Genomic DNA, 14,026 nt, shown 5'->3' on the forward strand with positions numbered 1-14,026 from the left:
CAGATTCTCCCAAAAATTGAATCCTTGAAAGTTTATTCATTACCTTTAGTTTAAATTGTGATAAAATAACTATGACATTTTACAAAAAAGAAACCAGATAAAAAAGAAAAGAAGGATTGACTTATGAGAATTGGGATTGATAAAATTGGTTTTACAAGCAGCCAATATGTCCTGAATATGAAAGATTTAGCTGAGGCCCGTGGCGAAGATCCCCAAAAATTCAGTAAAGGACTTTTGCTGAATGCTCTTAGCATCGCTCCTATTACCGACGACGTTGTCACCCTAGCAGCCGGATCAGCCAATGAAATTCTGACTGCAGAGGATAAAGAAAAAATTGATATGGTCATTTTGGCTACCGAATCCAGTGTTGACCAAAGTAAGGCTGGAGCTGTTTATGTACATTCCTTATTAGGTATTCAGCCTTTTGCGCGCAGCTTTGAGATGAAAGAGGCATGCTACAGTGCTACTGCAGCCCTCAACTATGCTAAACTGCATGTTGAAAAACATCCTGACACGCGTGTGCTTGTTCTTGCTAGCGATATTGCCAAATACGGAATTGGAACTCCCGGAGAATCTACTCAAGGAGCCGGCAGCATTGCCATGCTGGTCAAAAAAGATCCCCGTATTCTTATTCTTCATGATGAGACCTTAGCTCAGACACGTGATCTTATGGATTTTTGGCGGCCAAATTATACAACAACACCTTATGTTAATGGTATGTATTCTACCAAACAATATTTGGATATGCTGAAAACGACTTGGGCAGAATATCAAAAACGTTTTGATGTTTCTTTAACTGATTTTGCAGCTTTTTGCTTTCATCTTCCTTTTCCTAAACTAGCTCTTAAAGGCTTTAACAAAATCATGGATAAGCAAGTCCCATCTGATTTGCAGGAAAAACTTAAGGTGAATTTTGAAGCTTCCATTCTTTATAGCAAGCAAATCGGAAATATCTATACAGGTTCACTCTTTTTAGGACTCCTTTCTCTTTTGGAAAATAGTCAAAATCTTGTGGCTGGTGATAAGATTGCTCTTTTTAGCTATGGTAGCGGGGCTGTTGCTGAAATTTTCACAGGAACACTGGTTAAAGGTTTCAAAGAACAGCTACAGACTAATCGTCTTGACAAACTCAAAAGACGGACTCCCTTATCTGTTGAGAATTACGAGAAAATCTTTTTTGAAGAGGCTCAACTTGATGACAAAGGAAATGCTTCTTTCAAAGAATATCAGACAGGACCTTTTGCCTTAAAAGAAATCCTTGAACACCAAAGAATCTATGGTAAAGTCAATGAATCCTAAAAAAATTAACTGGTCAGGTTTTTCTAGAAAGACATTGCAAGAACGCCTGAAACATTTAGAAAAACATCAGCTGCTAAGCACAGAAGAGTTGAAGAAACTCTGTCAAAATCAACAATTACCTTTAGAGACTGCCAATCAAATGGTCGAAAATGTCTTAGGAACTTTTTCGCTGCCTTTCGCCCTAGCACCAGATTTTCTCATTGATGGGAAGGAATATCAGGTTCCTTTTGTAACTGAAGAGCCTTCTGTTGTTGCGGCAGCTAGTTTTGCAGCTAAAATTATCAAACGTTCTGGTGGTTTTTCTACTAAAATTCATAATCGTCAAATACTTGGCCAAGTGGCTCTTTATGATGTGGATGACTTTGATAAAGCACACAAAAATATCTTGGACAAGAAGGCCTTACTCCTATCTTTAGCCAATGAGGCACACCCTTCTATCGTTAAGCGTGGCGGCGGCGCTTGCGATTTGATGACAGAGATTAAAGGGAGTTTTCTAATTGTTTATCTGAGTGTTGACACCAAAGAGGCCATGGGAGCAAATATAGTTAATACTATGCTGGAAACCTTAGCTGCTCCTTTAGAAGAACTATCTGGCGGACAAAGTCTCATGGCTATTCTTTCTAACTACGCAACAGAAGCTTTGGTAACAGCACAATGTCAGGTTAATCTTCGTTTCCTCAGTCGTGATAAGACAGAAGCCAAAAAATTAGCTCGAAAAATGGACTTAGCCAGTCAACTAGCCCAAATTGACGTTTATCGAGCCAGCACCCACAATAAGGGTATTTTTAATGGCATCGATGCTCTTGTACTAGCTACAGGTAACGATTGGCGTGCTATTGAGGCTGGTGGACATGTTTATGCTAGTAGAGACAGCCACTATCGTGGTCTTTCTGCTTGGTCCTATGATGACAAAAATGAGATATTAAAGGGCAAGATAACCCTACCTATGCCCATTGCTACTAAGGGAGGATCTATTGGGTTAAATCCAACTGTTCAATGCGCTTATGATTTGCTTGGAAATCCGACTGCTAAAGAATTAGCTGCTATCATTGCTGCTGTAGGTCTGGCTCAAAATTTTGCCGCCCTTAAAGCCTTGACTAGCACAGGTATCCAAGCTGGACATATGAAACTTCAGGCAAAGTCCTTAGCCTTGCTTGCAGGCGCTAAGGAAAAAGAAGTCTCAGCTCTTGTTTCTCAGCTTCTTAAAGCTAAGCATATGAATTTAGAAACCGCGCAAACACTTTTAAAAAATTTAAGATAAATTTAAAAACTTCATATTATAATCCTTTAAAAAATATCATTGCAGAGATGGTATTTTTTCTATTCCTCACTTTTTTCTTGACAATAATTTTCGATAAAGATATAATCTAGTTATTAAGACTAGATGTTAAGGAGATAAGAATTTGGAAAAAATACTTTATCCAAAATGGGATGACCTTCCTGAACTTGATTTATATTTAGACCAAGTCCTGCTCTATGTTAATCAGACCACAGATGCTGCTGCTTCTAAAGACAAAGGACTAACAGCTTCTATGATTAATAATTATGTCAAACATGGTCATATTGAAAAGCCAATCAAGAAAAAATATAATCGAAAACAGGTCGCTCGTTTGATTGTTATTACTGCTCTCAAAAATGTCTTCTCTATCCAAGAGATTAGCCAGACTTTGACCGTTTTAACAGCAAATAACTCTTCAAAAAACCTTTATAATGACTTTGTCACCTGTATGAACACCGATGAAAGACAAGATATTGCCCCTGTAGTAGTATCAGCTTGTCAAACTCTAAAACTTTATCTGCAAACACATCAGCTTGTCTTAGAACTAGAAAGAAGTGATATCAATGAGTCCAACACAAACTCTGAAACTAAGTAAACAATTGAGTTTTGGCGAAGAGGTTGCTAACAGTGTGACACACGCTGTTGGTGCAGCTATTATGCTTGTTCTGCTGCCTATTTCCGCCATTTACAGTTATCAACATTACGGAATAGCCGCTGCAATCGGAATGTCCATTTTTGTCATTAGTCTCTTTTTGATGTTTTTGTCATCAACTGTTTATCATGCTATGACTTATGATTCACCACAAAAATATGTTCTTCGTATTATTGATCACAGTATGATTTATATTGCTATTGCAGGAAGTTATACACCAGTTGCACTTTCACTGGTCGGAGGTTGGTTAGGCTACCTTATTATTGTTCTTCAGTGGGGCACTACTATTTTTGGTATTTTATATAAAATTTTTGCTAAGAAGATTAATGATAAATTCAGTCTTTTTCTTTATTTATTGATGGGATGGCTGGTTATCTTTATTATTCCAGCTATTGTCAGCAAGACTGGTCTAGCTTTTTGGCTTTTAATGTTAGGCGGTGGCTTATCTTATACTGTTGGAGCCTTCTTCTACGCTAAAAAGAGGCCTTATTTTCACATGATTTGGCATCTCTTTATTTTACTGGCTTCTGCTTTGCAATATATCGCTATTGTCTACTATATGCTATAAAATTAAAACTCCGCTTCAAAAACGGAGTTTTCTTATTATTTAATTTTGATAACCACCTTAATGACACCTTTAAAACAAGCCATTATTGTCTCTGTCCTTCTCTTAAGCGCCCATATAAAAGATAGTCAACATTTCGAAGTTCTGCAATCGTTTGACAGTTAAGGGCGCACATGATCAGGCGCAAATCTTCTTTCCAACCATTTACAATAGCAATGACTTCATGAACAGAATGCTGTTCAACTAATTCTAACATCGTTCGAGATAAACCGACCGCTTTGGCTCCAAGGACCAAAGCTTTTATTATGTCCAATGGATGACGAATCCCGCCGCTAGCCAGGATTTCTACCTTATCCATAAGCGGCTGAGCATTTAATAGAACTTGCGCTGTGGTTTGTCCCCATTGATTAAGATAAGAACGATTTCCGCCACGTCTATTTTCGATATAAGCAAAACTGGTTCCGCCTCGGCCAGAAATATCGACAGTTTTAACCCCTAGGTCAATAGCAGTTTGGATTGTTTTAACGTCCATACCAAAACCAACTTCTTTTAAAATAAAAGGAAGTTGTAGTTTCTTCGCATAGTCAGATAAATGTTTCTTCCAAGACCTAAATTCGCGTTCCCCCTCTGGCATAAGGAGCTCCTGCATAAGATTAATATGAACCTGAAGAAATAAAGGCCGTAAATCCCTAACTGCCTGTAAGCCAGCCTGATAAGGTTTGTCAAGGCCGATATTGGTTGCTAGTAATAAATGAGGTCTGGATTTTTTTACCTGATAAGAAGTATCGTCTGGATTTTTAAGAGCTGTACTGTAAGAACCTGTTACAAAAAGAAGACCACAGGTGTCCGCTACCTGAGCTAATTTTTCATTAACTTCTTTCCCTTTTTGACTTCCGCCTGTCATAGCGTTGATATAAAAAGGAAAATCAAAATCCTGACCAGCAAAATGTGTAGACAAATCAATCTCGGCTAAATCATAATCTGGTAAAGAATGATGAATGAGTTCTATGTCATCGAAACTATTATATGGTGAACAATAGTCTAAGGCATATTTTATATGATCATCTTTTCTATTTGTCATCGATTTTTCCTATAATTTTTCTTGATAAAGCAATTCAATACCAGCTTTTTGCCAGCGTTCCACTAAAAGGTGACTATCCCTGTCTTTAAAAGAAAGAGCAATTCCACAATCACCGCCACCAGAACCACTGCTCTTAGCAATGACATCTAGACCTTTCTCAGCTGCTTTTAATTGCCGTAAACGTTCTGTATAGATAGCTGGATTGAGATTTTCTAAGAGCTGGCTGCTAGTTGCTAAACTTTCTTTTATCACATCTTTTTGACCATTTAGCAAGCCTTGGGAAAGTTTTTCGACATTTTCCTGACTGACTTTTAAAAAGGATGGCGTAATTGAAGATTTAACAAGATTAACCATCTTATTTGAAATAGAGGGTTGTTTGGTCCAGCCAACGAGAAAATCGCAAGTGATTTTAGGATATAAGACTGAAATGCGATAACCCCAATCCCTCTCTAAAACAGTTCTTAGGTCATCAGATACTATCCAAGTCCTTACTAATTGGCGGTCAAAAGCTGTAAAATAAACCAAATTATCATAGGCAATGCAAGCCAAATCTCCCATGGAACCATTATCACCACGCTTAATTAAGGTATAGGCAGCCAGCTTAAAGATAGTATCTGTCGATAAATCCAATTGATAGAAACGAGAGAGTGCTTTTAAGGTTAAAATAGTAACACTACCACTAGAACCAATCCCGAATTTTTTCCCATCGCGTCCCAATTCTCCATTAATTTCTAAGGAAAAAGGGGATAAATCAGCAATTTCTTTTCCCAAAAAATTTGCTAAAACCGTAATTGTCTCTTGGATCAGGCTATAATTAGAGTCAGCCGCCATACCCACACAATAAGCAAACATATCAGACCAAATTGAAATTTCTTTGGCAGATTTGATAGTAGCTGTCATATAAATGGGAATGTTTTTAATAATGGCCGACTGACTGGGAGTTAAGATAGCATATTCACCAGCAATATATAGTTTACCGCCTGTTTTTACTTGAATGATATTATCCATGTTAAAGTTCCTTTGTTTTAGACACAATAATCTGATAGTCTTGCGCAAAAATACGAGATAGACGCTCCAAATCTTTCTCGAGACACAAAACTTTGACATTAGGACCTGCATCCATGGTAAAATAACACCTTTCACCTTGCCGTCGCAGTTCTTTTACTCTTTCCATAGCTTGGTAGGAAGCTTTAGTTAAATAAGAAAAAGGAGGATTAGCGGTTCTTGTTGTTGCATGCATAGCTAAAGCATTAGCTTCTATTAAATCGCCGACTTTTTCAAAGTCAGCAGCTTTTAAATAGTCCAACATAGCAACATAATCCTTTTCAGATTGGGCAATCCAATCAGCAAAATTTGTTGAGGTCTCTGAACAACGCTGCATACCTTGACGGCTCGAAATAGGTTTTCTGGTATCGTTCAAAACCAACATAATCATAGCTAACTTTAAATCTGACGGTACAGGATAAATCTCACCTGAATCTTTATCCCATGCCGTCAAAGGTCCAAAAAAAGAACGCGAAGAAGAACCTGAAGCAAATTTGGCTATTTGGGCAAGTTCTTCCTGAGTTGCATTTGTTTCAAAGAATATATTGGCAGCCTTAACCAAAGCTGATAAACCGCTAGAACTTGAAGATAAACCAGCTGCCGTTGGCATATTGTTGGAAGTCTCTACCTTAACAAAAAAAGGAGTCTCTTTTCTAAAAAAATCCAGAACCTTACTGATTTTTCGGTGCTCTGCTTCATTTTGTAAAATATGATCAATGTAAAATTCATCAGCTTCTGCATTTCTTAAAAGAGTCAGTCTAGTTTCCGTATACATATTTTCCAAAGTCAAAGAAATACTACTGGTTGCCGGAATCATTTTTTTAGTATTTGTCTTACCCCAATATTTAATGATAGCAATATTTGCATAAGACTTCACTTTTACAGATTTTACGGTCACTTTGGAACTTCCCTTCTTAAGTTTATTCATTATGATTGCATTATCATTTTAATATAAAAATGAGAAAAAAGCGACCTTAAGCAAAAAGAAATTTCTTAACTCATTTACAAAAGAAGCCTATCTGACTAAAAAATTCCCTAAGTCAGAATGTTCATTTCTAACTTAGAGAACTGTAATTCTTTTTATCAATGCGGTGGAAATTTTCTTTATAATATATAATCAACTGAGTAACTATCATCAGACAGAATCCGGGCTAAAAAGCGACGCGTTCTGTCTTCTTTAGGTTTCGAGAAAAATTCTTTTGGCGAAGCTTCTTCGATGATGTGCCCACCATCCATAAAAATGACATGATTGGCCACATCTTTGGCAAAACTCATTTCATGCGTGACCACAATCATGGTAACGCCCTCCTCAGCCAATTGTTTCATGACACCCAAAACATCACCAATCAATTCAGGGTCAAGTGCCGATGTTGGTTCATCAAAAAAGATAAGATCTGGCTTGACTGCAATGGCACGTGCAATCCCAATTCTTTGCTGCTGACCACCAGATAATTGACTAGGATAATAATCTTTATAACTCAATAAGCCTACCTTTTCAAGGGCTTGCTCCGCAATTTGAATCGCTTGTTCTTTGGGAATCTTTCTTGCAGTCATTAAGCCTTCTAAAATATTCTCCAAAGCGGTTTTATTAGCAAAAAGATTATAGTGTTGAAAAACAAAGGCCGTCTTTTGCCGAATGGTCAAAATTTCTTTACGATTAAGTGTTGCCAAATCATAAGATTGTCCATCTAAAGTTAGATGTCCTTTATCTGCTTTTTCCAAGTGATTAAGACAGCGCAAAAAAGTTGTTTTTCCTGAACCGCTAGGACCCAAAATAACGACAACATCTCCCTTGTTAACAGTCAAGCTAACATTGTCAAGAACAAGTTTATCTCCAAATTGTTTTGATAAATTTTTAATTTCTAACATGTATTCTCCTTAAGCAAAACGCTTTTCTAAAGTTGAAAAGCTCCACTGAATCAAACCACAAATAATAATATAAATAATGAAAATCACAAGATAAGATTCAAAATATTGGTAACCATGAGCCGCTTCAACCTTAGCTATTGCTGTAATATCCTTAACTGTCATGACAAAAACAAGCGAAGTTCCTTTAACAATATTAATCACCAAATTACAAAGATTGGGAAGAGCAGACCTCAAAGCCTGTGGGAAAATAATTCTGAGATAACTTTGTGTCGTTGTTAAACCAATAGACTGAGCTGCTTCCAACTGTCCCTTATCAACCGTTAAAATAGCAGATCGTAAAATTTCTGATAGACTCCCTGTTGTCATTAGACTAAAGATAATAAAAGCATAATAAATAGGATTAAGTTTAAAAATATCTAATCCGCTTGATTTTAAAATGGTATTTAAAACACTGGGTAAAAGACTGTAAAAAAAGAGAATCAAAAGAATAGGCGGTGTTGCTCTAATAAAAGCTAGATAAACAATCGAAAAAGTCGTCACACCTTTTACCTTGTAAATTCTGCCCAAAGCCAAAAACAAAGCCGGTAAAAAGCTCAGCAGTATAGAGACTATCATGATGACTAAGGTCACAGGAACACCCTTTAAGGAAAGTAAAAATGTATGAAAAATATAAGAAAAATCCATATGACCTCCTAAGTATTTCCTTTATTAAGACTGTGTTCCATAAAATGTGATACCAGTGACAAAACTAAGGCAATTCCCCAATAAATAAGGGCAACAGCTGTATAAGTTTCCAGAGAGTAATTCCCCAAATTCCGACTAATAATCAGATTTCCTGCCCCCATGACATCCACTAAACCGATTGTATAGGCTAGAGCCGCATCTTTCATCAAATTTAAAATGGCAGTTGTTATATTGGGTAAGGCGATTTGAAAGGTCTGCGGCAAAAGAATACGCCTAAAGGTTTGAAAGCCAGTTAGACCAATACTGAGACCAGCTTCTAATTGTCCCTTAGGTACAGCTAAATAAGCTGATTTGAAAACTTCAGAAATTGAGGCCGCAAATAGTAATACCATAGTTACAACGACAAAAATAGCACGTGACCAATCGTCAACATCCAAATGAAGCCACCAAGTCAAAAATTCTGGCAGACCATAAAAAACAAGAAAGAGCAAAACAATTGGCGGTGTACATCTCAAAATAAAAACATATCCTTTAGCAAAGGCTGCCCAGCTGTTTTTAGAATCCACTTGTGCCCAAGCCAGACCTGCTCCCAACAAAGAACCTAAAAGAACGGTTAAAAAAATGACCCACAACGTTAAAGGAAGAGCATTTAAAATAGTTGGCAAAAATTTAAAAACATAAGATGGTGTATAAGAAACCATACTGACCTCCTATTTTGTGACATAGTTAAAGACATCTTCCCCAAAATACTTCTTAGACAGTTTGGCTAAAGTTCCATCCTTCTTCAATTCTTTCACAGCCTTATTGTAAGCTTTAACGAACTTTTGATTGGCTTTATTACGATGAATCAATGGGTAAGTTTCGATACCTTTATAAGGAATCCAAGTCAACTTATCAGCATACTTATGATAAGCACCATCCTTATCCTTCACAGCCTGTTTAAAGGAGAGTTTTATATCAAAATAAGCATCATAACGTCCCTCTAAAACCCAGGCATAAGCATCTGCAACCGTAAAACTTTCTGCTGATTTCAAATCAATTGGAGTATCTTTATGTTTTTTATTGTAAGCTTCAATAACATTCCACTGAGCATTTTGCGGAGAGATAGGAACAAGTTTGCCGCCCGATTTCGCAAAAGAATTAATACCAGTAATTGTTTTTTCTTCATCTTTCCTAATAGTCAAGCCGATGACACTGGCACCAAGAGCATCTTTAGGGATAATAAATTTTTTGGCACGCTCTTTTGTGTACCAAGCCCCTTTAGTCCCAATATCATACTTGCCTGATTCAAGTCCGATAAGCAAATCCTCATCACTTGTTCCTGTATATTTAAATTTATAATCAGGTAGTTTTTTATCAATAGCTTTTAAAACGTCTACTTCATAGCCTGTATTTTCTCCCTTATCATTCACATAATCATAGGGAGCATAATTTTGAGTATGAGCCACCTTTAGAGTAGTCACTTTCTCATTAGCACCATTTCCCGCCAATTGACGTCCAATAATCGTCCCACCAATAAGAAGAAACAATACGCCTCCTGTAACAATCCATGTTTTCTTAGTCATTTGAATAATCTCCTTCTTTCAACTTATAAAGTTACCGCTTCTTTGACCCAAGCAATACGCTCAGCAGCAATATCACTTGGAATCGTACAATCTGCTCCTATAACAGTGGCTAACGTACCAGATTCTTGTAACAATTTCTTTACTTCAGTTTGAATATCATCCTTACTTCCTTTATAGAGAATACCGTCTTTAGTGTTAACAAATCCTCCCAAAACGGTTTTACCGCCAAAAAGTTTACGGCCTTGAGCTAAACTGATACCTTCCGGACCAACAGCCCAATTAAAAACCTGAGCCGGATAATCCTTGAAGAGTTTGATATCATTGCTTGCTCCTTCATAACCACAGATATGAAGAACAGTTAGACCTTGAGCTTGCTGAGCTGCCTCAATAATGGTCAAATCACTAGGTGTAATATAGTTCCGATAGTCCTCAGACGTTACATTGCTGTCTTGAATGGATTGTACACTGAGATAAATCCCTTCAAGACCAGCTTCTGCAATAATTTTTCTTGTTAAGGTAGCAATATCACCAGCAATCACATTTAAAACCTTTTTTAGAGTCTGAGCATCTTCTTGCAAAAATCGGGCAATAATGCCATCACCATGAGCCACCTGACCTGATAACTGCCATTTAAGATAAGTGACTGGAGAAAAAATGTTATAAATAGCCACAATATCTTCAGTAAAACTTTCTTTAATAGCCTTGACTAACTGCACTTGTTGATCAAACCAAGGGTGATTTTCACCAATAGAAGAAATATTGGCTAATTCTTGAATTGATGTAACATTTGTATGAATCAATTCATTTGGATAAGTGAAAAAACCATCACTCATCAATTTGATAAAATCAGGATCTACTTCTTTAATAAATTTTTGATGTCCTTGAAGATTCTTCTTAAAAAGTTCTGGATTATCAAGGCCTTGTCCAAATTCTTCTTCTGCCAAAAAATGATACCAAAAACCAACAGGAACTTTGTCTACCCTTTCACCTTTAAAAGCCTTTAAGACCCATTCTTTCTTACTGTCTGCCATAAAGTCCATCTCCTTTGAAAATAATATGACTTTATCCTACCATCTCCTCAACACCTTGTATAATTTATCTTTTTTATGGTTGGCTATAAATTTTATTTATGGCAATAAAAAAGAGCTTAAATAAAGGAAAAGAAAAAACAATAGTAGGCCATAAGAAAAAGTTATCACTCCTTTGTTTTTTTCTATCGGTTTTTTACGGATTTTCCTGTGTTTCTTTTGTTATAATGTCAGAAAAGTTCTAGAAGAAGGAGATTATTATGAATTTTCAACAATGTCGTTATGTTGAGGCTATTGCCAATACAGGTTCTTTTAGTGAAGCTGCTAAAAAACTTTATGTCACACAGCCCAATCTTTCCTCTTCAATTAAAGAGTTAGAAAATGACTTAGGAGTACAGCTTTTTATTCGCTCTAATACGGGTGCTCGCCTAACAGATGATGGTTATGATTTTCTTAAGTATGCTAAACGCATTTTGGGAGAAGCTGATCTTCTTAAAAAACGCTACCAAGACAACTACAAAAAGAGCTTTACCATTAGTTCGCATCACTATGATTTTCTAGCCATTCCGCTTCTTGAAATAGCCGAAAAATTCAAAAAAGACTTTCAACATTTTCACCTGATTGAGACAACAACCAAAAAAATCTTAGAAAGCGTCTTAAATTTTGAAAGTGACTTGGGTATTCTTTATCTTAACGACGATAATCGTCATATTTTAGAACGTTATTTTAAACAGCATGATCTTGCTTTTACACCTCTCGGGGATTTTCCTACACGGATTTTCCTTAGAAAAGATCATCCGCTCGCCCAGCAAAAGGTCATTGAAAAAGTGCAATTAAAAGATTATAAGCAAGTCCGTTTCAGACAAGAAATTTCAGGACTTAACTTTGACGAAGATACCCTTGATATTCCTGAAAATCAATCTGTCTTTTACAGTAATGATCGCGGTACTATCATGAATATCCTCTGTGGTTCAGATGCTTATGCTTCAGGATTGGGTATTGTTAACAGTTTTATCAAGGATCAAATTGTTCTAATCCCTCTTAAAGACAGCAAAATGCATACCCTTGGTTTTGTTAGCAATAAACGTAAACAAGAAACTGATATTACTCAGCAATTCATTACTGCTGTTAAAAACAGTCTTAGAACATACGAAAGGGGAACACAATTGTGATTTGGCAGAAAAAGTATAAAAATGTTCACTTGTTCCAAGCAGACTTCCAAATTTTATATCCCTCAAACTTCTTAATAAGGACAAATTTCTTGCAAAGTTTGACAATAAATTCTATAATACTAAAACATTACCATTAGGAGGCAATCATGTCAATTATTAAAATGCTTATTATCATTCTGGTCGCTTTGGAATTCTTTTACATTATGTATTTGGAAACGTTAGCCACACAGTCTACAAAGACATCTCAAGTTTTTGGCATGACTCAAGAAACATTAGGTGAAAAAGAAATTGATGTACTGTTTAAAAATCAAGGTATTTATAATGGCCTTCTTGGTTTAGGTCTGCTTTATGGCTTAGCTTTTAATACAGCTATCATTTTACCAATCTTGATTTACATTATTCTTGTTGCTGCGTATGGTGCTTATAGCAGCAATCCAAAAATTTTGCTGACACAGGGAGGGTTAGCCATTATCGCTGCACTACTTTATCTCTTTTAATAGGTTAAAAATGAGGTCAGGATAAAAATATCCTAACCTCATTTTTTATATCAAAATTATAAAATAACCTTAAAAATAATGGCATCATTCTTATAGGAGACCGAAATTTTTCCTTTAAAAATTTTAACAATACTCTGAGCCATTGACAATCCGATGCCATAACCTGATGTCTGATTGTTATGCGATTCATCTTCGCGATAAAAGCGGTCAAAGAAACGGCTATAATCAATTTCAGTACCTTCTTTAAAGGTATTTGAAACCTCTAGCCTTGCCTTTTTAAGACCACCGGTTCTGCTAAGTTTGACACTTACTGTCCCCTTATCATCACAATATTTATTAGCATTATCTACTAAAAGAGTAACCAATTCAAAGAGGGATTTTTCTTCTGCTTTGACATAAATATCAGAAGCAATCTGCATCTCAAACGTTTTACCATCTTTAATGATGGGAGCTTTAAAGTCTTCTGCTGCATCTTGCACAATTTCCGAAAAACAAACTCTTTCAAGAACAATATTCGGCTGCTCTTCTAACCTAGCCAAAGTAACTAATTGATTGATTAAATGGGTCAAGCGTTCAACTTGATCCTTGGTACTTTTGGTCCATTCTGTTTCGCCAGTCATTAATTCTTGCAATTCATTATTAGCAGAAATAATGGATAAAGGGGTTTTTAATTCATGTCCAGCATTAGTAATAAAGCGTTTTTGCTTCTCATAATTTTCAAGGTAAGGCTTAATAGCATAGCCTGAAAAAACAGAAACAACTAAAATAAAAAAGAGCAAACTATAAAAGGACATTTGAATAGACAAATTAATTAATTCGGAACGATCAGCAAAAAAACGAGTAGCATCCAAGACAACAACCAAATAGCGGCCAGATGGATTCATTTTTGTCACACGGTAAGAATAAAAATGATTGTTTTTTCTAAAACGTCCGTCTCTTTCATGGAGATTAATATTTCTCATATAAGACTCTGCCTGTTCTTCTGTCAAATGAGAAATATGACTTAGATTAAGAGAAACGGTATCTTTTTTCCTATCCACTATAAAACTGTAATATTGGTATTGATTAATAACAGCTACTGACAATCCTCGATTTCCTACCTCCTTGTTAATTTCTATCGGATCAGGAAATTCTCCTTTATTTCTAGATAAAATGGTCAAAATAGCATTGATCTCATCGTTATTTTGAACATAACGAACAGAATTAAAAACACCCACAAAAGAAATGAGGATACATAAGATAGCAAAAGAGGCGACAAGGATAAAACGGAATCTGATCTTACGAAACATGC

General features: G+C 36.1%; 15 protein-coding genes. 6 read left to right on the forward strand and 9 right to left on the reverse strand.

What is annotated here, in order from left to right:
- The first annotated feature begins 123 nt into the window (after positions 1-123).
- The 4 genes from FNL60_RS05970 to trhA all read left to right on the forward strand — a co-directional run bounded on the left by FNL60_RS05970 (position 124) and on the right by trhA (position 3,798).
- The gene (locus FNL60_RS05970; protein ID WP_002267988.1) at positions 124-1,299 is read left to right on the forward strand and encodes a hydroxymethylglutaryl-CoA synthase; all 1,176 of its coding nucleotides are present in this window, start codon (positions 124-126) and stop codon (positions 1,297-1,299) included.
- A complete protein-coding gene (locus FNL60_RS05975) occupies positions 1,277-2,560 on the forward strand; it encodes a hydroxymethylglutaryl-CoA reductase, degradative (protein WP_018110225.1) in 1,284 nt (427 codons plus the stop codon). The genes FNL60_RS05970 and FNL60_RS05975 overlap by 23 nt, the downstream gene beginning before the upstream one ends.
- A 142-nt stretch (positions 2,561-2,702) precedes the next feature.
- On the forward strand, positions 2,703-3,173 hold the full coding sequence (locus tag FNL60_RS05980) for a DUF1836 domain-containing protein (protein WP_002264322.1): 471 nt from the start codon (positions 2,703-2,705) through the stop codon (positions 3,171-3,173).
- Entirely contained in the window at positions 3,142-3,798 is a 657-nt protein-coding gene (trhA, locus tag FNL60_RS05985; protein WP_002266924.1) for a PAQR family membrane homeostasis protein TrhA, read from the forward strand. Before FNL60_RS05980 ends, trhA begins: the two co-directional genes overlap by 32 nt.
- An 82-nt stretch (positions 3,799-3,880) precedes the next feature.
- Here trhA and fni read toward each other — a convergent pair whose 3' ends face one another.
- From fni to FNL60_RS06025, 8 genes are all read right to left on the reverse strand, one after another.
- Entirely contained in the window at positions 3,881-4,876 is a 996-nt protein-coding gene (gene fni, locus FNL60_RS05990) for a type 2 isopentenyl-diphosphate Delta-isomerase (RefSeq protein ID WP_002280025.1), read from the reverse strand.
- Positions 4,877-4,885: 9 nt separating this feature from the next.
- Positions 4,886-5,884 (reverse strand): phosphomevalonate kinase, encoded by a 999-nt coding sequence (locus tag FNL60_RS05995; RefSeq protein ID WP_002280026.1) that lies wholly within the window; start codon positions 5,882-5,884, stop codon positions 4,886-4,888.
- Position 5,885: 1 nt separating this feature from the next.
- Positions 5,886-6,818 (reverse strand): diphosphomevalonate decarboxylase, encoded by a 933-nt coding sequence (gene mvaD / locus FNL60_RS06000; protein ID WP_002280027.1) that lies wholly within the window; start codon positions 6,816-6,818, stop codon positions 5,886-5,888.
- Positions 6,819-7,024: 206 nt separating this feature from the next.
- Positions 7,025-7,789, reverse strand: coding sequence for an amino acid ABC transporter ATP-binding protein (locus FNL60_RS06005; protein WP_002263655.1), 765 nt, complete (start codon positions 7,787-7,789; stop codon positions 7,025-7,027).
- Positions 7,790-7,798: 9 nt separating this feature from the next.
- Positions 7,799-8,473 (reverse strand): amino acid ABC transporter permease, encoded by a 675-nt coding sequence (locus tag FNL60_RS06010; protein ID WP_002263654.1) that lies wholly within the window; start codon positions 8,471-8,473, stop codon positions 7,799-7,801.
- Between the two features lie 8 nt (positions 8,474-8,481).
- Entirely contained in the window at positions 8,482-9,174 is a 693-nt protein-coding gene (locus tag FNL60_RS06015) for an amino acid ABC transporter permease (protein WP_002267993.1), read from the reverse strand.
- Between the two features lie 9 nt (positions 9,175-9,183).
- On the reverse strand, positions 9,184-10,038 hold the full coding sequence (locus FNL60_RS06020) for an amino acid ABC transporter substrate-binding protein (RefSeq protein WP_002269554.1): 855 nt from the start codon (positions 10,036-10,038) through the stop codon (positions 9,184-9,186).
- Positions 10,039-10,061: 23 nt separating this feature from the next.
- The gene (locus FNL60_RS06025; RefSeq protein WP_002266918.1) at positions 10,062-11,069 is read right to left on the reverse strand and encodes a uroporphyrinogen decarboxylase family protein; all 1,008 of its coding nucleotides are present in this window, start codon (positions 11,067-11,069) and stop codon (positions 10,062-10,064) included.
- 257 nt (positions 11,070-11,326) lie between these two features.
- Between FNL60_RS06025 and FNL60_RS06030 the strand changes: the two genes are divergently transcribed.
- Positions 11,327-12,238: a LysR family transcriptional regulator gene (locus FNL60_RS06030; RefSeq protein ID WP_002263650.1), complete on the forward strand. Its 912-nt coding sequence runs from the start codon at positions 11,327-11,329 to the stop codon at positions 12,236-12,238.
- A gap of 146 nt (positions 12,239-12,384) precedes the next feature.
- Positions 12,385-12,735 (forward strand): DUF1304 domain-containing protein, encoded by a 351-nt coding sequence (locus FNL60_RS06035; protein ID WP_002263648.1) that lies wholly within the window; start codon positions 12,385-12,387, stop codon positions 12,733-12,735.
- Positions 12,736-12,791: 56 nt separating this feature from the next.
- Here FNL60_RS06035 and FNL60_RS06040 read toward each other — a convergent pair whose 3' ends face one another.
- Positions 12,792-14,024: a sensor histidine kinase gene (locus FNL60_RS06040; RefSeq protein WP_002280028.1), complete on the reverse strand. Its 1,233-nt coding sequence runs from the start codon at positions 14,022-14,024 to the stop codon at positions 12,792-12,794.
- Positions 14,025-14,026: the final 2 nt, after the last annotated feature.

Origin of the sequence: Streptococcus mutans (assembly GCF_006739205.1) — a bacterium.
Classification (GTDB): domain Bacteria; phylum Bacillota; class Bacilli; order Lactobacillales; family Streptococcaceae; genus Streptococcus; species Streptococcus mutans.

Excerpts from the sequence above, each read along its gene's own strand:
- FNL60_RS05970 (WP_002267988.1), top strand. The coding sequence starts at position 124 with ATGAGAATTGGGATTGATAAAATTGGTTTTACAAGCAGCCAATATGTC.
- FNL60_RS05975 (WP_018110225.1), top strand. The coding sequence starts at position 1,277 with ATGGTAAAGTCAATGAATCCTAAAAAAATTAACTGGTCAGGTTTTTCT.
- trhA (WP_002266924.1), top strand. The coding sequence starts at position 3,142 with ATGAGTCCAACACAAACTCTGAAACTAAGTAAACAATTGAGTTTTGGC.
- fni (WP_002280025.1), bottom strand. The coding sequence starts at position 4,876 with ATGACAAATAGAAAAGATGATCATATAAAATATGCCTTAGACTATTGT.
- FNL60_RS05995 (WP_002280026.1), bottom strand. The coding sequence starts at position 5,884 with ATGGATAATATCATTCAAGTAAAAACAGGCGGTAAACTATATATTGCT.
- FNL60_RS06005 (WP_002263655.1), bottom strand. The coding sequence starts at position 7,789 with ATGTTAGAAATTAAAAATTTATCAAAACAATTTGGAGATAAACTTGTT.
- FNL60_RS06010 (WP_002263654.1), bottom strand. The coding sequence starts at position 8,473 with ATGGATTTTTCTTATATTTTTCATACATTTTTACTTTCCTTAAAGGGT.
- FNL60_RS06015 (WP_002267993.1), bottom strand. The coding sequence starts at position 9,174 with ATGGTTTCTTATACACCATCTTATGTTTTTAAATTTTTGCCAACTATT.
- FNL60_RS06020 (WP_002269554.1), bottom strand. The coding sequence starts at position 10,038 with ATGACTAAGAAAACATGGATTGTTACAGGAGGCGTATTGTTTCTTCTT.
- FNL60_RS06025 (WP_002266918.1), bottom strand. The coding sequence starts at position 11,069 with ATGGCAGACAGTAAGAAAGAATGGGTCTTAAAGGCTTTTAAAGGTGAA.
- FNL60_RS06030 (WP_002263650.1), top strand. The coding sequence starts at position 11,327 with ATGAATTTTCAACAATGTCGTTATGTTGAGGCTATTGCCAATACAGGT.
- FNL60_RS06035 (WP_002263648.1), top strand. The coding sequence starts at position 12,385 with ATGTCAATTATTAAAATGCTTATTATCATTCTGGTCGCTTTGGAATTC.
- FNL60_RS06040 (WP_002280028.1), bottom strand. The coding sequence starts at position 14,024 with ATGTTTCGTAAGATCAGATTCCGTTTTATCCTTGTCGCCTCTTTTGCT.